The sequence below is a fragment of the Chitinophaga sp. LS1 genome (genome assembly GCF_034274695.1).
GTDB lineage: Bacteria > Bacteroidota > Bacteroidia > Chitinophagales > Chitinophagaceae > Chitinophaga.
Map to the genome: position 1 here is coordinate 5,012,218 of NZ_CP128362.1, position 21,993 is coordinate 5,034,210.

The window sequence follows — 21,993 nt, forward strand, 5'->3', positions numbered from 1 at the left end:
TGATTGAACATTTAAGATAAACATTATCTGGCAGAACGGATAATATCTGCAAAGATACCAGAAGCGGTTACATCTGCCCCTGCGCCTGCACCTTTAACGATGAGTGGCTGGTCAGCATAGCGGTTAGTGGTATAGAGCACAATGTTATCTTTTCCAAGCAGGTTGTAGAAAGGATGATCTGGTGCTACGGACTGCAGACCTACAGAAGCTTTGCCATTTTCATAGCGGGCTACGAACTTCAGGCGTTTGCCTTCTTTCACAGCAGCTTCATAGAGACCTTTGAAGTGAGCGGCATGTACATCCAGTTGTTCGTAGAAGTCAGCAACAGATGGTGCGTTCAGTGCTTCGGCAGGCAGGAAGGAATGGTTAGTGATGTCTTCCAGTTCCATTCTGGCGCCACTTTCACGGGCCAGTATCAGGATCTTGCGCATTACATCCACACCACTCAGATCGATACGTGGATCTGGTTCAGTATATCCTTCGTCCTGTGCAGCTTTTACCACTTCACGGAAGCTTGCGCCATCCACAAAGTTGTTGAACACGAAGTTCAGGCTACCACTCAGTACGGCTTCGATGCTGTTTACTTTATCACCGCTGCGGATCAGGTCATTCAGGGTGTTGATCACCGGCAGACCAGCGCCTACGTTGGTTTCGAACAGGAAAGATGCGTTGAATTTACGTGCTGTTTCTTTCAGGCTCTTATAATAGTTGTAGTCAGAAGAACAGGCGATCTTGTTGCAGGTTACTACAGAGATACCGTGTTGCAGGAAGTCGCCGTATATCGCTGCTACTTCAGGACTGGCAGTGTTATCAACGAATACGCTGTTGCGGAGGTTGAGGGATTTGATCTTTTGTGCAAATCCTTTCATATCGGAGCTTTCGCCGTTTTCCAGCAACTGGCGCCATTCAGGCAGGTTGATGGAAGCATGGCCGAAAGCCATTTTCTTACTGTTGGCAATACCTGCAACGCGTACGTGCAGACCGAGTTCATTCATGAGGAAGTTGTGCTGTTGGTTCAGTTGTTCCAGCAGTTTGCCACCTACGTTGCCCACCCCGGCGATGAATACGTTCACCTGTTTCAGCGGGGCTTCGAAGAATGCTTCGTGGATCACGTTCAGCGCTTTCTTCACATCGTTTTTATTGATCACTACAGAGATGTTCTTTTCAGTAGAACCCTGTGCGATGGCGCGGATGTTTACACCGTTACGACCCAGTGCAGCAAAGAGTTTGCCGCTGGTACCATGGTGGTTTTTCATCTTATCACCAACTACCGCCACGATGCTCATATCTCTTTCAACCACGAGGGGTTGTATACGTTTTTCCTGTATTTCCTGTGCGAATTCGCTATCTACCGCCTGTTTGGATTTCAGCATATCTGCTTCGTGGATACCTACAGTGATAGAGTGTTCAGAAGAGCTCTGTGTGATGAGGATCACATTGATCTTTTCCTGGAGCAGGGCTTCGAACAGGCGTTTGGAGAAGCCTGGTATACCTACCATGCCGCTACCTTCGAGGGTAAGCAGGGCGATCTTCTGGATACCGCTGATACCTGTTACAGGGTAGTTGCGGCCATTGCCATCGGGTGTATGGATCAGTGTACCATAATCTTCCGGAGAAAAAGTGTTCTTGATCCAGATAGGTATTTTCTTGTCCATCACCGGTTGGATGGTAGGCGGGTAGATCACCTTGGCGCCGAAGTGAGACAGTTCCATGGCTTCAGCATAGCTGATGTGGGGGATAGGAATAGCCTGTGATACGAGACGAGGGTCGGCGGTCATCATACCGCTTACATCGGTCCAGATATCGAGTACCTCAGCGTTGAGGGCAGCTGCGATAATAGCAGCGGTGTAGTCGGAACCACCTCTGCCGAGGGTCGTGGTTTCGCCATCAGCGGTAGCGGCTACAAAGCCCGGGAGTACCACGTAGGTAGCGCTTTCCTGCTGAAAATACTGGTTAGTCTGATGATTGGTAGCGAGGAAGTTTACAGCGGCGTTACCAAAGTTACCATCGGTCACGATCAGTTCACGGCTGTCTTTCCATGCGGCAGAAAGGCCGCTGACTTTGAGTTTTTCGGCTAGCAGGTAAGAAGATACCAGTTCACCGAAGCTCATGATTTTATCCAACGATCTTGCGCTCAGTTCACCTACCTGGAAGATACCGTCACACAGTGTTTCCAGTACGTTAACGCGCTTTTTCACCTGAGAGATAATGCTGCTCTGCGCAGTGATAGGGAAGAGGGTTCGGATAGTGTCGAGGTGTTTGTTTTCAATCTCCTCCAATACAGTTTTATATTGTTCCTGTCCTTGTCCGGCGAGAGTACCTACCTGTATGAGTTTGTCGGTGATGCCGCTCATAGCAGAAGCTACGATGGTAAGACGTCCGTTTTGTTTTCTATTTTTTACGATCTCGCAAACCTGTTCTATCGCCTGGGCGCTTCCCATGGAGGTACCGCCGAATTTTAATACTTGCATGTCTGTAATTGTTAATACGTAAAGATCCTATCGCTTTTGCTGCTGGTTACCACTTGTGGTGGTCGTTGGATGATATGTGAAAATTAACCCCGGAGCGGGGTAATAATTGTGGTAGTAATAATAGTGCTGAAACCTGCACCGGAGATGGTGCGGGATGCAGAAGAGGAGTATGTAACTATTGGTAGCACTATTTTATATAATTTACTATTCGCAAACAAAAGTCCGGAATTACTTTTGAATTAGCAAATGAATTGTCAGAATTTTGAAATAATTTAAAATGAAGGGCGGTTTTTTGTAAAAATTTCCGGGTAATGGTTTGTCCTGGACAACAAAGCGTGTAATATTCAGTAATTCACTACATTTGTTCCAACCACGTTACGATGCCTTATTTTCGCAACTTCACATATTATATCGATAAGCGCCGCTGGAAATACTGTTTTCTGCTGGCAGCTTTGGCCATGGACGCCGCTTTCGTTTTTTAACGTTTGTCATAAAATTGTAACTCCACACATCAAAACATATTTGTAATGCCTCATTATTGTAAGCTGGGAGAGATCCCGCACAAGCGTCATACCCAGTTCCGCAAACCGGATGGGTCGTTGTACTCCGAACAGTTATTTTCCACTGAAGGCTTTTCTTCCAATTCTACGTTGTTGTATCATTGTCATCCTCCTACAGAAATTGTAAAGGTAGATACGCCATTTTCGGTAGCGCCAAAAGTAGCGGAAGAGAAGATGCTCAAGCACCGGAGTTTTCAGGGATTTAATATCATGCCTAAAAAAGATTTTCTGCAAAGCAGGAAACCGGTATTGGTGAATAGTGATCTGCACATCGTATTAGCGGCTCCGCAGGAGAGTATGACGGAGTACTTTTATAAAAATGCGGATGCAGATGAAATGATCTTTGTGCATGAAGGGAGTGGTACACTGCTTACACAGTATGGACAGTTGTCATTTTCCTATGGTGATTACCTGGTGGTACCACGCGGCACCATTTACCAGGTACACTTCAATACGGCAGACAACAGGCTGTTTATCGTAGAATCATTTAGTCCTATTCGTTATCCGCAGCGGTATTTAAGCAAGTTTGGGCAGTTGCTGGAACATGCGCCTTATTGTGAGCGGGACATCCGCCAGCCGGAGAACCTGGTAACGGTGGATCAGGCAGGTGATTATTTAATTAAGATAAAAAAGAAAGGCATGATGTATCCTATACACTATGCGCATCATCCATTTGATGTGATAGGGTGGGATGGATGCGAGTATCCGTTTGCCTTTTCCATACACGATTTCGAGCCGATTACGGGGCGCGTGCACCAGCCACCACCGGTGCATCAGACATTTGAAGGGCATAATTTTGTGGTGTGTTCATTTGTACCAAGAATGTATGATTACCACCCGGCGTCTATACCTGCGCCTTACAATCATAGTAATATTGATAGTGATGAAGTGCTGTATTATGTAGATGGTGATTTTATGAGTCGCAAGCATGTGACAAGAGGAATGATCACGTTACATCCCGGTGGTATTCCACATGGACCACATCCGGGCGCGGTGGAGAAGAGTATCGGGAAAACGGAAACGAAAGAGCTGGCGGTGATGGTGGATACTTTTCATCCATTGCAGATTACAGAAGAGGCGTTGGGAATAGAGGATGAAAGTTATACTATGAGTTGGAAGGAGTAGGGGGATCAGATTTAGTTTAAGCAGGGGGGTATTGCTGCAAGCAGTCGTGTTTAACGCTTTAGCCGGCCAGAGGCCCTTCCCAAAAAAAGAGCGTGTATCTTATGTTGAAGGTACACGCTCTTTTATTCGGATACCTGATGGAGCCGGATTTCCATTTTATGCGGGTCCAGGGAGTTTCATTTATTTTTGATCCATCCTGATTTTCTATATTGCATAACAATAAAACGGGAACAAAATGGAATTTAGACAATTAGGCGAAAGCGAACTGAAGGTAAGCGCCATTACATTTGGCGCATGGGCAATTGGTGGATGGATGTGGGGCGGCGCAGAGCGGAAAGACGCTGTGGAAGCGATCAAAGCATCTATTGATGAAGGTGTTACTTCTATTGATACGGCACCCATTTATGGCCAGGGATTAAGCGAAGAAATTGTAGGCGAAGCGCTGAAAGGAACAGACCGTAGCAAGGTACAGCTCCTCACTAAATTTGGTATGCGCTGGGATCTGGCAAAAGGTGAGTTTGGTTTTAAGAGCAAAGACAACAGCGGGAAAGATATTGATATCTACAAATATGCAGGGAAGGAAAGTGTGATCCTTGAGTGTGAGAATAGTCTGAAGAGACTGGGTACAGATTATATCGATCTGTTACAGATTCACTGGCCAGACCCGACAACACCGATTGAAGAAACTTTCGAAGCTGTGGCACAATTAAAACAACAGGGTAAGATCCGCGAAGCAGGTGTATGTAACTACAATGTGGAGCAGATGAAGAAAGCAGACAGCGTGGTAAAACTCGCTTCCAACCAGGTGCCTTTCAGCATGGTAGAGCGGAATATCGAAAAGGAAACAGTACCTTATTGCATAGAAAACAAAAAAGGTATTTTGGCATACAGTCCGCTGCAGCGGGGGGTGCTGACAGGGAAGATCAAACCGGGGCATCAGTTCGGAGAGGGCGATACCCGTGCGGGATCTAAATACTACAAGGAAGATAACCTGGTTCGTATCAATGCATTCCTTGACCAGATCCGCCCGATGGCAGAAAGTAAGAATGTAACACTGGCTCAGTTGGTGATCCGCTGGACGATTGAAAGGCCGGGTATTACAGTAGCGTTGGTAGGTGCCCGGGATGCGAATCAGGCGATACAGAATGCAAGAGCTATTCATGTAAAACTGGGTGCAGAGGAGATCAAGTATATCAATGATAAATTATATCAGCTGGAATTGATTTAATTCATGTAGCGTTAGCAATTTCCTGCAAGTTCGGTACATCTTGCTATTAAAAGGGTACTTCATTATTGTAGAGATATTGAGGTGCCCTTTTTGAGTAGTTTGCTGGTCGAAGGAGCATCGAAGAAGCATCGAAGGAGCATCGAAGAAGCGTCGAAGAAGCATCGAAGAAGCATCGAAGAAGTATCGAAGAAGCGTCGAAGGAGCATCGAAGAAGTATCGAAGAAGCATCGAAGAAGTATCGAAGAAGCATCGAAGAAGTATCGAAGAAGCGTCGAAGAAGCATCGAAGATAGATTAGCAAAACAATAAAACAAATACGGGTAATGTATCAAGCTGATACACTACCACAAATGTGATATTTTGTTTTATTCAAAAGGAATGCATATTATTGCACTAGCAACTATTTCATGTTCAATACGCGCACATACCACTCTTCCAAATCAGACCAGCGTCACAGCAAGTACTGCTTCCTGATGTCCACGCTGGCCATGGATGCTGTAATCGCCTGATTACAGATATGCGCCCGATTTTCACTATTACATATCTGTAACCTCTCCTTGTAATGATGCCAATGCTTATGCGCATTGCTTTCATTCATTCACATACACATACACCAAAACTTTCTACATCTCTTAAAAATCAAACCACCATGAGTACTGCTCCTGATGCTGCCCTGGCAGCAGCTCCTGCCAATGTAAAAGACTTTTTACCATTGAACGGCACTGACTACGTTGAATTCTACGTAGGGAATGCAAAACAGGCCGCCCACTATTACAAAACCGCTTTCGGCTTCCAGTCCCTCGCTTATGCAGGCCCGGAAACAGGTGTGAAAGATCGCTCCTCCTATGTACTGGTGCAAAACAAACTCCGTTTTGTACTGACCACGCCGCTTCAGCCTAACAACGACCTGGCTGCACACATTGCCGCCCACGGTGATGGTGTAAAAGTACTCGCGCTATGGGTAGACGATGCCCGCTCTGCATTTGAAGAAACTGTAAAGAGAGGTGCTAAACCTTACATGGAGCCAAAAGAGGAGAAAGATGAATTTGGTACCGTAGTACGCAGTGGTATTCACGCTTATGGCGATACCGTACACCTTTTTGTAGAAAGAAAGAACTACAACGGTCCTTTCCTGCCAGGTTACAAAGAATGGAAATCAACTTACAACCCAACCGATACCGGTCTTCAATATGTAGACCATTGCGTAGGCAATGTGGGTTGGAATGAAATGAATACCTGGGTAGACTTCTACGAACAGGTAATGGGTTTCCGGAACCTGCTCAGCTTCGATGATAAAGACATTTCTACCGAATATTCTGCCCTCATGAGTAAGGTAATGAGCAATGGCAACGGTCGTGTGAAATTCCCGATCAATGAGCCTGCAGAAGGTAAGAAGAAATCGCAGATCGAAGAATACCTCGATTTCTATGGTGGTCCGGGCGTACAGCACGTAGCCATCGCAACCAATAATATTATTCAGACAGTAACCGACCTGCAGGACAGGGGTGTAGAATTCCTGAAAGTTCCGGGATCTTACTACGATACCCTGCTGGACAGGGTAGGAGAGATCGACGAAGACCTGCAGCCACTGAGAGAGCTGGGTATTCTCGTAGATCGTGACGACGAAGGTTACCTGTTACAGATATTCACCAAACCCGTACAGGACAGACCCACTGTTTTCTTTGAAATCATCCAGCGCAAGGGCGCCCAGTCATTTGGTAAGGGCAACTTCAAGGCTTTGTTTGAATCTATTGAAAGAGAGCAGGCATTAAGAGGTAACCTGTAAAAATTCGGGTAGGTCTATTCTATCGAAGATCCGCCGTTCTATTGTTGTTTTAGCAAGTAGGGCTGTTCCGTACGGAACAGCCCTTTATTTTTCGTTAAAATGGTTTTCTACAAAAACTCCCTGTTTAATTTTTCCTACTATCACCCTCATGATATTTCCAGGCTTCCTTCCTCACTTTTCCAAAAATCCCCCCTATTTGATAGTTTAACATTTCCTTGACAACCAGTACTTTACCCCCAACAGCCGCGACTATGGCGCTGATGCCTCCGGCATGCCACATTCGGGGGATTGCTATTGTTGCAAATTTTGAAATAATTTGCATGACAGATCGTTGTTTATGAGAATACAAACATTACTAGGCGCGTTATTTCTATTGGCAGGAATTTTTCAAATGATTACAGCTGTGCTGATCTATCAGGGAGAGCGCCACTACATACTCCGTTTTGCAAATCGCAAGGTCGGAATCGTGATATACGCTATTTTTTCAATATTATTGTTTTATCTTGCATATAGAACGTTCAATGCGCAACCGGGCGCCACACCGGCTAAACCGTAAACGTGAAATAATAAAGGGTTAAAATATCTATGAAGCAGGTCGTTTTAGCAGTAATGATACTACTTGGGGTAGGAAAAGTGTTTGCCCAGCAGCAGTCATTTCTGGACAACCAGAAGATGTTCCCGAAAGTAGGCTTAGCCTACAGGGATAAGGAGGAGCAGTTAAAGAAGGAGTTTGAAAAGAAAGGCCTGGAATACCCGGCTAAATACATCTTCCTCCGGTCGTTCAAACTGGATAGTGAACTGGAAATCTGGGTGAAAAATAAGGCTACCGACACTTTTCGTCTCTTTAAATCTTACCGGGTATGTACCCTGTCAGGCAAAATGGGCCCTAAACGCAAAGAAGGGGACCAGCAGGTACCAGAAGGGTTCTATTATATCAATGACTTCAATCCGAATAGTAACTACCACCTTTCACTGGGTATCAATTATCCGAACTTCTCCGACAAGATCCTCAGCGATCCGAAGAAACCGGGCAATGAGATCTATATCCATGGTAGCTGTCTGACCATCGGTTGCATTCCGCTCACCGATGAATTTATTGATGAAGTATACATCCTGGCTGTCAATGCCAAGAACGCTGGTCAGGACTTCATTCCGGTACACGTATTCCCGGTTAAGTTCGGCCGCACCCGTTCTTTGGAATACCTGCAGGGCGTAAAACTGAACCCGGAAGATAAGACGTCTACCAAGTTCTGGGCGGACCTTAAAACCGCATACGATTACTTTGAACAGCACCACCGTCTCCCGGTTGTCCTTGTAGACAACAAAGGCCAATATGTTATGTAAGAAATTCATTGCTTCCATAAAAAGCGCTCCTACCGCCGGTAAGAGCGCTTTTTGCTTTTATATCCCCCTTTCTTTTTGTAACTTTTCCTTCCGCTTATTTATTTTTTCTATGAAAAGTCAGTTTTTTTTCGAAACTTGAGACTAAAGGTCAAATCAATTTACTATTATGAACAGAAGAGAAGCCATTCGGAACGTTGCCATTCTCTTAGGGTCGGCAATTTCCGCGTCCACGTTGTCAGCCCTTGAAGGCTGTAATCCAAAAGGCCCCGACAATTATGCGTTGCAGGCGCCTGAAACCCAAAAGATGCTGGCCGGGATTGTAGATACGATCATCCCTGAAACCGATACACCTGGTGCCAAAGCTGCCAAAGTAGACGAGTTTATTGCCCTCATGCTGAATGATTGCTACAAACCAGAAGACCAGAAACTGGTATTGGATGGTCTGAAAAAGATCGATGAGTCAGCACAAAAGCAATTCAAAAAGCCATTCGTAGACCTGAGCGCAGATCAGAAAACTACCATTCTGACTGATATCGACAAGGAACGTGTTGCTTACAATAAACGTGAAAACAAAAAGGAAAAGGATCCCACGCACTATTTCCAGATCCTGAAAGAACTGACCCTCGTCGGGTATTTCACCTCCGAAGCCGGTGCTACCAAAGCACTCCGTTATGTACCGGTACCTGGCAAATACGAAGGTTGTATACCTTATACTAAAGGGGAGAAAGCCTGGGCTATGTAGTTATTCAACAGGTGTAAAAAACCTGGACTATGTAGTTATTCAACAGGTGTAAAAACCTGGACTATGTAGTCAATCAACAGGTGTAAAAGCCTGGGCTATGTAGTTATTCAACAGGTGTAAAAAACCTGGACTATGCAGTCAATCGACAGGTGTAAAAAACCTGGGCTATGCAGTCAATTAACGTTAAATAGATAAGACTCGTTCGCGCACATTAATTCATCAACTCAAGTAGAATTCCATGAATCTGAATACTAAGGCTCAGGAGCAGAACACGTATGATGCCATCGTGATCGGCTCTGGCGTAAGTGGTGGCTGGGCTGCCAAGGAAATGACAGAAAAAGGTCTCAAAGTGCTCATGCTGGACAGGGGCAAACAATTAGAACACGTTAAGGACTACGATACTGCCACCAAGGCTCCATGGGAGTTCCCACACCGTGGTAAAATTACTACTGAACAGAGAGAAACGCATCCTAAACTAAGCCGTGACTATCCATATAGTGAATACAATGAGCGCTTCTGGCTCAATGATTCCAAATCGCCTTACAATGAGGTAAAACGTTTTGACTGGTTCCGTCCTGATATCGTGGGTGGTAAATCCATCATGTGGGGCCGTCAGTCTTACCGCTTGAGCGATATCGATTTTGGCGCCAATGCCAAAGATGGTATTGCTGTCGACTGGCCGATCCGCTACAAGGATATCGCGCCATGGTATGATTATGTAGAGAAATTCGCGGGTATCAGTGGGCAGGCAGAAGGCTTGCCACAACTACCGGATGGCCAGTTTATGCCAGCGATGGAAATGAACTGCGTGGAGAAAGAAGTGAAGAAACGCATTGAATCCAGTTTCAAAGGCCGTATCATGACTATGGGTCGTGTGGCGAATATTACCAAACCACTGCCTGGCCGTACCAATTGCCAGTACCGTAACCTTTGTAGCCGTGGTTGTCCGTTTGGCGCTTACTTCAGCACCCAGTCTTCTACGCTGCCTGCAGCGATGGCGACGGGCAACCTCACCTTACGTCCGGATAGCATTGTGAATTCCATCATCTATGATGAGAAAGCAGGCAAAGCAACCGGTGTACGGGTGATCGATTCACATACAAAACAGATGACGGAATTTTATGCAAAAGTCATCTTCGTAAATGGGTCCACCCTGGGTACCACCTTTGTATTGCTGAACTCTACCTCCAGCCGTTTCCAGAATGGTTTGGGCAATGACAGTGGCGTACTGGGTAAATACCTGATGGATCACCACTTCCGTACCGGTGCATCTGGCAGGGCAGAGGGCTTTGACGATAAATATTACTTTGGCCGCCGTGCAAACGGTATCTATATTCCACGCTATCGCAATATTGGTAGTGACAAACGTGATTACCTGCGTGGATTTGGTTATCAGGGTGGCGCCAGCCGTGAAGGTTGGGCACGTGGAGTAGCCGAACTGGGAGTAGGTAAAGATTTCAAAGATATGCTGTCAGAACCGGGCAACTGGTCCGTAGGTCTTGGTGGTTTTGGCGAATGTCTGCCTTACGAATCGAACCAGGTAACCCTCGATACATCTGTAAAAGACGATTGGGGACAGCCCGTACTGAAGTTCGATGCAGAGTTCAAAGAGAATGAAAAGAAGATGCGTGTGGATATGATGAACGATGCGGCAGAAATGCTGGAAGCAGCTGGTATGAAGGATGTCAGGACTTATGACGCCGGTTCTTATCCTGGTATGGCGATCCATGAAATGGGTACCGCACGTATGGGCCGTGATCCTAAAACGTCTATCCTGAATGGGTACAACCAGATGCATGCCGTAAAGAATGTGTTTGTGACAGATGGTGCGTGTATGACATCGGCAGCCTGCGTAAATCCTTCGCTCACATATATGGCGCTCACGGCACGTGCAGTCGACTATATGTATAAGGAACTGAAGAAAGGTAATATCTAAAATATAGAAAGGCTGACCCGAAAAGTCAGCCTTTTTTAATTAACCTATATGAACCTCAACATTAGAGCAACAAAAGAAAATACCCTTTAATGCAATTGTAGTGGGTTCCGGTATCAGTGTAGGATGGGCAGCGAAGGAGTCGTGTGAAAAAGGGCTCAAAACGATGTATTGGAAAGAGGCAACAATGTGGAGGACAAAGAAAATCCATATAGGTAGATACAACTCATACAAGGTACACATTGTTATAATGGATCGAAGGATGCAACTATAGATTAGCCAGACGATTCTGAAATTACTGTGCCTGTGGGAAGTTTTTTATTGGATCAATTTGTAACAAATATTTATGCTATTGATATTACCCTCCTTAAAAATGAAACGGTAATTTTAGATACAACAATTACCAAAGGGAAATTTGAAAAAAATAAAAATCGACTCTAAACAGATCCTTGCCTTAGCCGCCACTTTCTATCAGGCTTATATGTCCTTTTACAGGTTTCCCGGCGATTCCCGTGGGGAGTTTATCACCTACTTTAAAGAACGGGAAGATGAGATGAATTGCCTCCAAGCATTCATAGAACGATGCCAGCAGGAGAAGGTACCCATTCGATTCGAAAAGTATCCACCCCTCAGGTGGGAACAACGTTTACAATACAGGCTCTTTCAAAAGCGGTCTTTAACTGAAAGGGAACTTGGTACCGCTGCTTTCTTTTGCCGGGAGCTCCTACAGGTTATTGCAGATCCATCTGCGGAAGCCATCAAAAAAACAAAATTCTTTCATAATTGTTCCCCTTTTTGCCGCTGTGTGCTATTCCCTCATTTGACGTTACGGCAAATTCACAATGCTCACCGCATTGATTTTTATTATCATACCTTTTTCTGGACATCCTTTTCACTAAAGGAAATCCTGTCAGCCAAACAAAAACTGGTATCTATTTATATAAAGAACCCTAATAAACAGCACCAATATTAATTGCACCCGAAATCTTTAAATTTAAACCATGAATCTTTTAAAACGCGCATTATCCCTTGCCGTGGTGTGTATCCTGTGCAGTCATAAAACCTATCGTCTGAAAGTGGGGCACAACGTCTGACGCCTGCTTTCGTTCCTGCTACTTAAAAATCCTCTATAAGAAACGATCACCTCCAGGCCGCCTCTTCTTTGCGAAGCAGCGGCCAGTTTGTCGACATTTACATCATAACTCAATCCAAAGAGAAAGTTATACATCTCCATCCTGACAACAGGTATGATCGCATCATTCTTCCTGTACAACAAACCTATCGTAAAATTCTTAGACAGATCTATTTCGTCTGATAAGTCCCAGCTATACATCGCTCCAAATTGCATGGTACTGACACCGACTGCATCCACAGGAATTATTCTCCTGAATTGTCTGAAGTAATCTGCATATAAAATAAACCTGTTCACCTCACTGGTAGGTACAGATAAACCTGCATTGAGAGACACTTTTTTATTTAAAGTAATTTTATTTCCTTTAAAGAAACCCACCTGCGGACTATTCAAATGGTACCCTGCTGCGCCTACAAACAAATCCACCTCATTCTTCAACGTTCCATTATAACTCACGCCCGCAGCCATATCAAAATAATTCACGCTGGTCATATCAAACGTTTGTCTGGAAGAAGGCAGGATACTGAACGCACCATTGCTACCCATTACAAACTGATCGTTGAATTGTAACTTACTGGGATCAAACCGTTGTTGCATGAGTCCACCCATAAATGCAACAGAGATATAAGAGACCTTTTCTCTCCCGATATAAAAGCTACTATTCACCGCAGGCATAATCTGCGTAGTACTGAACTCCGAAGTGCCTGCTACATCCCGCAATACCTGCAAGCCATAAGTGACGGTACTGTTCTCTGAAAACAATGCATGGAAAGGGGTTTTATACTCTGCACTCAATCCAAAAGTTCTGTAGGGTACCGTCACACTTTCCCATTGATTTCGATAAGAAGCAGTGACCCGCACGTCTCCTTCAAAGATACCTGCCAATGCGGGATTTCTAAGCAACGGCTGGTCGTAATATTGAGAGTAGCCCACATCCTGTGCGCTTAATTTCAGGCTATATAAAAATAAAAAGACGATGATCTTTTTCATACTACATACTTTAGAATAATGTTACATTCCCTTTCAATGTATAAGGGGTACCATTCTCGCAGACAACTTCTACGGTGTAGACATACACACCTGTATCTGCTTTCTTGCCGTTGATATACCCGTTCCAGCCAAACTCACTGCTGTTTGGTGCGAAGTTGCTCCGCTCGTACATTACCCTGCCCCAGCGGTTAAATACCCTGAAAGATTTCACGGCAGAGATACCGCTGGCGCGTACCATCAGTATCCTGTTTTCCGGCAGACCATCAGGTGTAAAAGCATTGGGAACAAAGACCTGTGCCTCTTTACAGAAGGCCCGTACACAGATCGTATCGCTGCCACTACAACCGTATATATTGGTGGCTTTTACGGCATAACAGGCATCGTTCTTAACTGTCAATAAAGGTTTGTCACACAGTGCATCATTGCATTGCAGATCATCGGCCGGTGTCCAGATGTAGCTTTGCATAGGCAGGATACCGGGTTCACTGGCGTTCGTCAGGACAGGATCGGGTTGGATGTTGAACCCGGTAGGAAGAATAAGTGTATCTGTTGCAAAATGTAGGATCGGGTAGTTCCCGATTTCAATCAACGTATCTGTGGTAGATGCACAACCTGTTTCACTGGAAGTCACGGTTATGGCATATCTGCCTGCATCAGTCAGTGCTACCTTGTCAATGCCGGCATGTGTACCATTCACGGGAAAACCGCGGCCGGGGCCTGTCCAGAGATAGGTCAGGGTAGAGTTATCACCAATACCGCTGGTGGCGCTTAAGTACAGCTCATCGCCTACACAGAGTGGGTTGCGGGTACTGATCACAGGTTTTGACGGAGACCGGTTGATTACCACAATAAAGCTATCGGCGGCGGAGATACAGTTGTGTTGAGTGGCATACACCACATAGGTACCTGCATCCGAAACGCTGGCGGAAGGGAATGTCACGACAGAATTATTCACCGTATCCGGGTAAGGGCCAAAGGCGGGACCTGCCCATACGAATTCGATGTCGCCAGCCTGCGGACTGGTTGCTGACAGCGCTGTCAATGTCAATGGGGTCTCGCTGCAGATAGGCGGATTGTAGCCTGCTACCGGTTTTGCCGGTGGATCAGGATCTTTTAAAACGAAGACATCATTCAGATGTGCAGTGGTACAACCACCTGTACTTTCTGCATAAAAATCAGTGTAACTGCCAGCGGTCAGTGAGAGGGTGATCTTGCCATCGCTATCGGTAAAACCGGTAGCTACCAGTGCCGTGTTGAATTTTTTATAGTGAACGATGACGGGGATATTCGCAACGATCTGGTCATTCAGATCCCTGGTCTGCAATACGATGGTGCCTGAAGGAATGCCACAGGCAAGAGGATTGGTAAAGTCCGCACCAGTGATCTTTAAAGTAGGATGCACAATGGCGATCACACTTACCTTAGGCCCTTCACAGCCAAAGCTGCTGCGCTGGTTGGCATAGTATTGCAAACGAACGGAATCAGTCGTAGTGATAACGGGTGCCGAAGGCAGTAATGCCTGTTGTGCATCATACCAGCGAATGGTATGCCCCGGCAGGGCAGTGGCCTGCAGCGTGACAGAAGCTCCTCCCATACAGGTGCTCACATCACTGACAGCCGGCGCCGGCACTTCAGGATGCACCGTGATATGAATATTGCATGCAACACCGGCGCAGGTAGTTTGCAGAGGATTGAAAGGCGTGACCCTTACAGTGATGATGACATCATTATTCCCTTTGTTTGTAAATAAGAGGCTTAAATCGCCCGTAAAATCACCATTGCTAATTCCAGTCACATTTGAAGGCAAAGTGCCGGAAACGGCCCAGGAATAGATTGTATTTGAAACAGATGAAACCGGGGTGAAAGTAGCAGACGTACCAGAGCAGACAGCCTGATCAGGGATAGGGAAATTGATCACCGGACTTTCATAGATGGTGATATTTGTAGTGGTCGTAAATCCCGGACAGGGGCTTAATGTTGCAATTGTATAAGTAACCGTATAAGTACCTGGTGTACTTGCCGCTGGGGTAATAGCCCCTGTAGTGGCATTGATACTCAAACCTGTGGGGGCAGAAAATATTCCCCCTGTAGTACCTGTATTTGTCACCGGTTGTGGTGTACTGATATTTCCGCAGTAAGGACTGCCGGCATATGATATCGTTGCATTGGGTGTACTGCTTACATTGACAATCGTGGTCGCAGTTACATTTGCGCAACCGTTGCCACCAGGCAGGGTATAGCGAATTGTATAATTTCCGGGCGTAGCACCAGCAGGGTTTAAAGTTCCGGTAGCAGGATCGATGGTCAATCCTGATGGCGAAATACTATAGGCACCACCGGCATCGCCAGTGCGTGTTACATTTACAGGCGTGCTTGTGCTGGTATTACATAAAGTAGCGGGTGTATAACTGATGGCGGCAGCAGGTGGTCTGGTGATCGTAATATTCGTTGTCGTTTGAAAACCCGGACAAGGTGGGGCTGCGGCAATCGTATACGTGACAATATAATTACCCGGTGTACTTGTAGCAGGTGTAATAGCTCCTGTAGTGGTATTGAGGCTCAACCCTGCTGTAGAAGAAAATATTCCCCCTGTAGTACCTGTATGTGTTACTGGCTGTGGTGTACTGATATCTCCGCAGTAAGGACTACCGGTATATTGTATTGTTGCAGTCGGTGTGCCGCTTACATTGACAGTAGTTGTCGCTGTTACATTCGCACAACCACCTGTACCTGTTAATGTATATCGGATGGTATAATTCCCCGGTGCAGCACCAGCAGGGGATAGTGTTCCGGTAGATGGATCAATTATCAATCCTGATGGCGAAATACTATAGGCACCACCGGCATCGCCAGTGCGTGTTACATTTACAGGCGTGCTTGTGCTGGTATTACATAAAGTAGCGGGTGTATAACTGATATTGGCTACAGGTGCTTTTGTAATAGTAACATTGGCGGTGGTCTGGAAGCCCGGGCAAGGTGGTGTTGCTGCGATCGTATAAGTGACCATATAATTACCCGGTGTACTGGTAGCAGGTGTGATCGCTCCTGTAGTGGCATTGAGGTTCAACCCTGCTGTAGAAGAAAATATTCCCCCTGCACTGCCACTTAAAGTAACTGCCGTTATACCATCAGCAGAACAGATAGCCCGATAGCTGATCGTTGCATCAGGCGTACCATTGACCGTAACAGTCGCTGTTGCTACTACATTTGCACAACCACCTGTACCTGTTACCGTATATCGGATGGTATAATTTCCCGGTGAGGCACCCGCTGGAGTCAGCGTGCCGGTAGATGAATTGATCGTCATGCCTGCCGGCGAAATACTGTACACACCACCGGTACTTCCTGTTTGATTGACATTGACTACTGCGCTTGCGGTTGCATTGCACAATACTGCAGACGAATAGCTGATAGTCGCTGTCGGTGCAGGATTGACATTCACTGTGATGGAGGCTTTCGGACTTTCTCCGCAACCATTACTCTGACTCACGGAATAAGTCGTACTACCCGGTGTAGCTGTAGATGGGGTAGGAGCGCCCGGTAATAATACATTATTGGCATCATACCATTTTAACCCGGTGCCACTTGCTGTCAATGGACCTGCTGCCTGTCCCTGGCAATAATTGACCGGTGTGGTCACTGTTGGTGTGATGGGAAATGTACCTATGATCACATCGATCTCAGCTCTCGGTCCTTCACAATTATTCGTCGTCTGACTTACATAATATTTAGTTGTGCCAATGTTCGTCGTTGATGGTGTCGGCGCGCTGGGCAGTGGTGTGCCACCTGCATCGTACCATTTTAAATTTGTTCCGGTCGCTGTTAATGGGGAAGCTGTCGTATTCTGACAAAGCGTTACGGGCGTGGTCACTACGGGTTTTGCCGGCAATGCATTTACAGTTACCACAATAGGTGTCTGCTCACTTTCACATTGTCCCGTCAATGTTTGTGTGGCATAATAAGTGGTGTTCCCTGCACTGGTTGTAGATGGTGTCGGTGCATTGGGTAATTGGCTTCCCCCGGCTGTATACCATTTTATATTCGTACCAGTCGCCGTCAGCGCTGTCGCTGTTGCGCCCTGACAATATACCACCGGCGTTGTCACCGTAGGTTTGGGAGAAATGGGTAATACGATAATGTCGATGTATTTCGTATCCGAACCACAGGTTACACTGGTCGCTGTCAGTGTAATTCTGTAAGGACCTGCTGCTGCATACTTATGACAAGCAGGATCTCTTAGTGTAGAAGTAAATCCATCTCCAAAATCCCATAGATAGTCTGTATTGGAACTACAATAATTTCCACTCGTACCTGTATTGGATTTATTGGTGACACATAAATCCTCATTCACACATATCGTAGGTTTGACAGTGAAATCTGCCACCGGTTTAGAGCGTATCACAATCTGGTTCAGGGTATACGTGGTCGTGTAACAGGCATTCCTGGTATATAAAGTAGCGGTGTAATCCGCCTTGGGACAGGAAGATTTTGTATAGGTATGAGAGATTTTAAATACGGTATTTGTCGCATTCAATGGATGTGTTAATGTCTGAGGAGTGGTGCCATCTCCATAATCCAGGATATACTCCGTGCCTGGTGAGTTAGTGAACCAGTTGCCGATCTGGAACTCTACTGCTGCCGGTGCACAAAGGCCTGTAGTGGAGGTAGAGGTGGTCAGACTTGCCAATGGGTTCTGACCATTGTAAAACTGGTAGGTAGTGATTCTGGTACAACCATTTGTAGGGGTGATTTTTATTGTCAATACGAAATACCCCTGTGAACTATAGGCATGTGTTAACTGCGATCCCGATGCCCAATCCATTTGTGTAAACGTGGGACTTCCATCGCCCCAGTTGATCTCATAGTTATTACCGGTGCCCGTCACCACGGAGGAGTTTTCCACCTTCAGGGTATAGTTATTATTTCCGTTACAGTTTGTAAAAGGTGCATCCAGGGTATTGAGATCTTTCAGGGAAGGTTTGGGCGAAGGTTTGATGGTTAGGGTGCCGCCTCCGCTTATGCCCTCTACACTGACGCCGCCAGTGGTCGCATCTTCCGCTACAGTGGCTGTAATAGTAGTGGCGTTGTTGATAGTAAAACCTGCTGCTGCCCGGGAGCCTAAAACCACATTTTGAATACCTGTGAAATTGTTGCCTGTAATTATGACCTGGCCCCCCTGGCAGATAGTCGTGGGAGTGAAAGAGGTAACGGTAGGAGATTGTGCATAGACAGAGGTGGTTATCAGTAAGAAAAAGAAGAACAAGACACTACGGGGCATCATATAGGGAGTTGTGATTTAATGTGTGTTGATGTATGTTGCTAAAGTATGTTGATGTATGTTGCTAAGGGCAACAACGATAACAGCATGGCCGGCGGAATTGTTTAAGATTGATAAAATAAATTATGGATACCGGGGAGCTTTATTTATATTTAAATAAAATATAAATTGATGTTATTTACACTTTTACTCTGTAGTATGATCAACAGGGCAGATACCTTGCCCGGGGGCTTTTGCAAGCCGGTAGAGGATACGATGTTTCATGAGTGGGTAGTGCGTTATCCAGAGGTGGCGCCTTCATTTCCGGGGGGAGAGGAGGGGTTGGGGAGGTATATTTCAAAGAATTTGCATATTCCCGAAAGGGAGGGGATAGAGCAGCCGTACTATGCGTCTAGTTATCCGGAATTTATAATAGATGTGAATGGGAAAATCACTAAAATGAGGTTTGCGAATTATAAGAATCCGCAGACATTGTTGGATAGTTGTATTCAGAATGTGATAGTGAAAATGCCGAAGTGGAAACCGGGGATGTGTAATGGGGTGCCGGTGCAGGTGTTGTATTATTTGCCGGTGAGGTTGTGAGGAGTGTGATCTGCTTTATCTAAAATTTTTTAGACCGTACCTATTCAGCATTCAAAACCGTACATGTTTTTATCTAAATATTTTATGCATGAATCGCTTCCATCTACTTGATTTTACATACACAATAGCAGGCATTCCCAATACCGCCGCACTCATATCGAGCACCCAACGTGTAGGTTCATTTGCCTTCAGTTGCTTTTCAGGTACAGTGACCTCTTTTATTTCATAACCTACGTATCGCAATTGCACTTTTAATCCCGTCTCATATTCTTCAGGTATTAACAAACTAAATGTTCCATCTGCATTGGTGGTAGTGCCTGTATTGGTTGTTTTACCCTGCCGGTCCATTACTATTACAGTTACTGATGCTAAAGGATCGTGACTCGTTGAGTCGTGTACAATCCCTGTAAGTTTATATTGTCCCTTTCCGCTTTCAGGGATCACCAGCGCCAGCATACCTGCTATCAGGGCCGCCGGCATCCAGGTACGACCAGGTTTTATTATTATCTCCTTATCTAACTGCGAAGGCAGAAAACTTCCGCAGCAGTTAGGATGCTTTTCAAAATAAGTGATCATTTGCTGATTGGTCATGCCGGAAAAATCTACCACCTGCTTTTGACAACTGCTACAATATTTGCCTCCGGGCATTGGAGTCATATCCTGCAAAGGAACAGTACATGGTTCTGGGATCGAGACAATATATTTTTTCATTTTAATGATCTTCTATCTGGTGGAAGTAAGCTATAATCTGATCGCATCCATTTAGTCGTATAATAGGATGCCATTCCATAACTATAGGATGCCGGAATCCCCCTGATTCCACAATTAAATTACTTGTTTTTACAATACTGATACCTCTACTAATACTATTTTAACCTTTATATTACCATAACATTCCTTATTTTGCCAGCTTAATCAATTGTTACAGGGACGAATGAGAAAACTAATTGTCATGAGCGCACTCGCGCTCCTCAGCTGTCAAATGGTACAGGCCCAGGCAAAACACACCTTTGCCTTAGCAAAGAGTGAATTCCTTCTCGATGGAAAACCTTACCAGATCATCAGCGGCGAACTACACCCTGCCCGTATTCCCAAAGAATACTGGCGGCACCGTATCCAGATGGCCAAAGCCATGGGCTGCAATACCATTGCTGCTTACGTATTCTGGAACTATCTCGAAGAGGAAGAAGGCACCTTCGACTTCTCTTCGGAAAACCGAAACGTAGCTGAGTTCATCAAAATCGCTCAGCAGGAAGGCATGTGGGTACTCCTCCGCCCAGGTCCATACGTTTGCGGCGAATGGGAATTCGGTGGCTTACCACCCTACCTGCTCCGTACGCCAGACATCAAAGTTCGTTGCCTCGATCCCCGCTACATGGCTGCTGTAGAGCGCTATGTAAAAGCCCTCAGCGAACAGGTGAAACCCCTGCTGGTGACAAACGGCGGTCCGATCATCATGGTACAGGTAGAGAACGAATATGGTAGCTATGCCAACGATAAACAATACCTCTACAAACTGAAAGGCCTCTGGGAACAAAATGGTATCAATGTACCTTTCTATACTGCGGATGGTCCTGTAGACCCATTGCTGGAAGCCGGTTCAGTACCCGGTGCTGCAATCGGTCTTGACTCCGGTGGCTCTGAAGGCGACTTCGAAGCTGCAAAACGCCAGAACCCTGACGTACCTTCTTTCAGCAGCGAATCTTATCCAGGCTGGTTAACACACTGGGGCGAGAAATTCGCACATCCTGATACCTCCGGTATTCTGAAAGAGATCAGGTTCCTGCTCAGCACTAACCGCTCTTTCAACCTCTATGTCATTCACGGTGGTACTAACTTCGGCTATACTGCCGGCGCTAACTCCGGTGGCAAAGGGTACGAGCCGGACCTGACTACTTACGACTACGATGCTCCTATCAATGAACAAGGTGTACCGACTGCCAAATATATGGCGCTGCGCAACCTCATCGCCAGTTATACCAGGAAGAAACTGCCTGCTATTCCAGCACCCATTCCTGCTACTGTAGTGGCTAACTTCGAAGTGAAACCTTATGCAAACGTATGGGAAAACCTGCCTGCACCTGTTGCATCTGTACAGCCAAAGACTTTCGAAGCTTACGGTCAGGACTATGGTTTCATGGTGTACAAAACAAAACTGATCGGTCGTAAACATGGTACGCTGAAAATCACTGACCTGCATGACTATGCTACTGTATTCCTGAATGGGAAATTTGTTGGTAAAATAGATCGTCGTCTTGGTGAAAACAGCATCAATCTGCCAAAGAGTGATGTGAAAGATCCGATACTGGAAATCTTTGTAGAAGCAATGGGCCGTATCAACTTTGCACAGGAACTGATCGACCGTAAAGGTATCACTGATCGTGTTACCCTCGAAGGTATGACGCTGATGGATTGGCAGGTATATGGTTTGCCAATGAAAGATGGTTTTGTGTCACAGCTGAAACCTGGTGCTGATACCAGCCGTCCGGGCATCTTCTTCAAAGCAGGCTTCAACCTGAATGCCGCTGCTGATACTTATATCGATATGAGTAACTTTAAGAAAGGTATTGTATGGGTGAATGGACATAACCTGGGACGCTATTGGGAAATTGGCCCGCAGAAACGTTTGTATTGTCCTGCTCCATGGCTGAAGAAAGGGGAGAATGAGATTGTGGTGTTTGATCTGTTGCAAACAACTGCTGCTACTGTAGGTGGCGCGAAGACTTTGGAATAATAAATAGAGAGGTTGTATCATAAATAAAACCTCCGAGAATCACATAAGCAGGAACCAGGCTCCATTAGGTTTCCGAATAAAACCTTCAT

Annotated in this window: 13 protein-coding genes; 8 read left to right on the forward strand and 5 right to left on the reverse strand. The window is 45.7% G+C overall.

Annotated elements, in window-relative coordinates; all coding sequences use genetic code 11:
* Positions 1-23 precede the first annotated feature (23 nt).
* Positions 24-2,471 carry a bifunctional aspartate kinase/homoserine dehydrogenase I gene (gene thrA, locus QQL36_RS20690; RefSeq protein ID WP_083729870.1) on the reverse strand — a complete coding sequence of 816 codons (2,448 nt, stop codon included), beginning with the start codon at positions 2,469-2,471 and terminating at the stop codon, positions 24-26.
* A 527-nt stretch (positions 2,472-2,998) separates the two neighbouring features.
* Between thrA and QQL36_RS20695 the strand changes: the two genes are divergently transcribed.
* The 3 genes from QQL36_RS20695 (at position 2,999) to hppD (ending at position 7,169) form a co-directional block, all read left to right on the forward strand.
* On the forward strand, positions 2,999-4,156 hold the full coding sequence (locus QQL36_RS20695; protein WP_321566641.1) for a homogentisate 1,2-dioxygenase: 1,158 nt from the start codon (positions 2,999-3,001) through the stop codon (positions 4,154-4,156).
* A gap of 235 nt (positions 4,157-4,391) precedes the next feature.
* Entirely contained in the window at positions 4,392-5,384 is a 993-nt protein-coding gene (locus QQL36_RS20700; protein WP_083729868.1) for an aldo/keto reductase, read from the forward strand.
* A gap of 648 nt (positions 5,385-6,032) precedes the next feature.
* Complete coding sequence (gene hppD / locus QQL36_RS20705) at positions 6,033-7,169, forward strand: 4-hydroxyphenylpyruvate dioxygenase (RefSeq protein WP_083729883.1); 1,137 nt, start codon at positions 6,033-6,035, stop codon at positions 7,167-7,169.
* Between the two features lie 124 nt (positions 7,170-7,293).
* Here the strand turns inward: hppD and QQL36_RS20710 are convergent, their stop codons facing one another.
* Positions 7,294-7,491: a hypothetical protein gene (locus QQL36_RS20710; protein ID WP_321566642.1), complete on the reverse strand. Its 198-nt coding sequence runs from the start codon at positions 7,489-7,491 to the stop codon at positions 7,294-7,296.
* 263 nt (positions 7,492-7,754) lie between these two features.
* On the opposite strand from QQL36_RS20710, the gene QQL36_RS20715 reads away from it, so the two are divergent.
* The 3 genes from QQL36_RS20715 to QQL36_RS20725 all read left to right on the forward strand — a co-directional run bounded on the left by QQL36_RS20715 (position 7,755) and on the right by QQL36_RS20725 (position 11,191).
* Positions 7,755-8,513, forward strand: a complete 759-nt coding sequence (locus QQL36_RS20715) for a L,D-transpeptidase family protein (protein ID WP_083729865.1) — start codon at positions 7,755-7,757, stop codon at positions 8,511-8,513.
* A gap of 166 nt (positions 8,514-8,679) precedes the next feature.
* Entirely contained in the window at positions 8,680-9,255 is a 576-nt protein-coding gene (locus tag QQL36_RS20720; RefSeq protein ID WP_083729864.1) for a gluconate 2-dehydrogenase subunit 3 family protein, read from the forward strand.
* A 238-nt stretch (positions 9,256-9,493) separates the two neighbouring features.
* Entirely contained in the window at positions 9,494-11,191 is a 1,698-nt protein-coding gene (locus QQL36_RS20725; protein WP_083729863.1) for a GMC oxidoreductase, read from the forward strand.
* Positions 11,192-12,251: 1,060 nt separating this feature from the next.
* Here the strand turns inward: QQL36_RS20725 and QQL36_RS20730 are convergent.
* Complete coding sequence (locus tag QQL36_RS20730) at positions 12,252-13,310, reverse strand: PorP/SprF family type IX secretion system membrane protein (RefSeq protein ID WP_321566643.1); 1,059 nt, start codon at positions 13,308-13,310, stop codon at positions 12,252-12,254.
* 10 nt (positions 13,311-13,320) lie between these two features.
* Positions 13,321-18,591, reverse strand: coding sequence for a PKD domain-containing protein (locus QQL36_RS20735; protein WP_321566644.1), 5,271 nt, complete (start codon positions 18,589-18,591; stop codon positions 13,321-13,323).
* Positions 18,592-18,759: 168 nt separating this feature from the next.
* Here QQL36_RS20735 and QQL36_RS20740 point away from each other — a divergent pair, with 168 nt between their 5' ends.
* A complete protein-coding gene (locus tag QQL36_RS20740) occupies positions 18,760-19,170 on the forward strand; it encodes a hypothetical protein (RefSeq protein ID WP_143709131.1) in 411 nt (136 codons plus the stop codon).
* A gap of 69 nt (positions 19,171-19,239) precedes the next feature.
* Here the strand turns inward: QQL36_RS20740 and QQL36_RS20745 are convergent, their stop codons facing one another.
* Positions 19,240-19,881, reverse strand: a complete 642-nt coding sequence (locus tag QQL36_RS20745) for a carboxypeptidase-like regulatory domain-containing protein (protein WP_321566645.1) — start codon at positions 19,879-19,881, stop codon at positions 19,240-19,242.
* Positions 19,882-20,122: 241 nt separating this feature from the next.
* Between QQL36_RS20745 and QQL36_RS20750 the strand changes: the two genes are divergently transcribed.
* The gene (locus tag QQL36_RS20750; protein ID WP_235643980.1) at positions 20,123-21,904 is read left to right on the forward strand and encodes a glycoside hydrolase family 35 protein; all 1,782 of its coding nucleotides are present in this window, start codon (positions 20,123-20,125) and stop codon (positions 21,902-21,904) included.
* The last annotated feature ends 89 nt before the right edge of the window (positions 21,905-21,993 follow it).

Bases quoted from the DNA above. Each gene is read 5' to 3' on its own strand.
- QQL36_RS20725 (WP_083729863.1), top strand. From the start codon at position 9,494: ATGAATCTGAATACTAAGGCTCAGGAGCAGAACACGTATGATGCCATC.
- QQL36_RS20700 (WP_083729868.1), top strand. From the start codon at position 4,392: ATGGAATTTAGACAATTAGGCGAAAGCGAACTGAAGGTAAGCGCCATT.
- QQL36_RS20745 (WP_321566645.1), bottom strand. From the start codon at position 19,881: ATGAAAAAATATATTGTCTCGATCCCAGAACCATGTACTGTTCCTTTG.
- QQL36_RS20750 (WP_235643980.1), top strand. From the start codon at position 20,123: ATGAGCGCACTCGCGCTCCTCAGCTGTCAAATGGTACAGGCCCAGGCA.
- QQL36_RS20715 (WP_083729865.1), top strand. From the start codon at position 7,755: ATGAAGCAGGTCGTTTTAGCAGTAATGATACTACTTGGGGTAGGAAAA.
- thrA (WP_083729870.1), bottom strand. From the start codon at position 2,471: ATGCAAGTATTAAAATTCGGCGGTACCTCCATGGGAAGCGCCCAGGCG.
- QQL36_RS20740 (WP_143709131.1), top strand. From the start codon at position 18,760: ATGTTATTTACACTTTTACTCTGTAGTATGATCAACAGGGCAGATACC.
- QQL36_RS20695 (WP_321566641.1), top strand. From the start codon at position 2,999: ATGCCTCATTATTGTAAGCTGGGAGAGATCCCGCACAAGCGTCATACC.
- QQL36_RS20730 (WP_321566643.1), bottom strand. From the start codon at position 13,310: ATGAAAAAGATCATCGTCTTTTTATTTTTATATAGCCTGAAATTAAGC.
- hppD (WP_083729883.1), top strand. From the start codon at position 6,033: ATGAGTACTGCTCCTGATGCTGCCCTGGCAGCAGCTCCTGCCAATGTA.
- QQL36_RS20720 (WP_083729864.1), top strand. From the start codon at position 8,680: ATGAACAGAAGAGAAGCCATTCGGAACGTTGCCATTCTCTTAGGGTCG.
- QQL36_RS20710 (WP_321566642.1), bottom strand. From the start codon at position 7,491: ATGCAAATTATTTCAAAATTTGCAACAATAGCAATCCCCCGAATGTGG.
- QQL36_RS20735 (WP_321566644.1), bottom strand. From the start codon at position 18,591: ATGATGCCCCGTAGTGTCTTGTTCTTCTTTTTCTTACTGATAACCACC.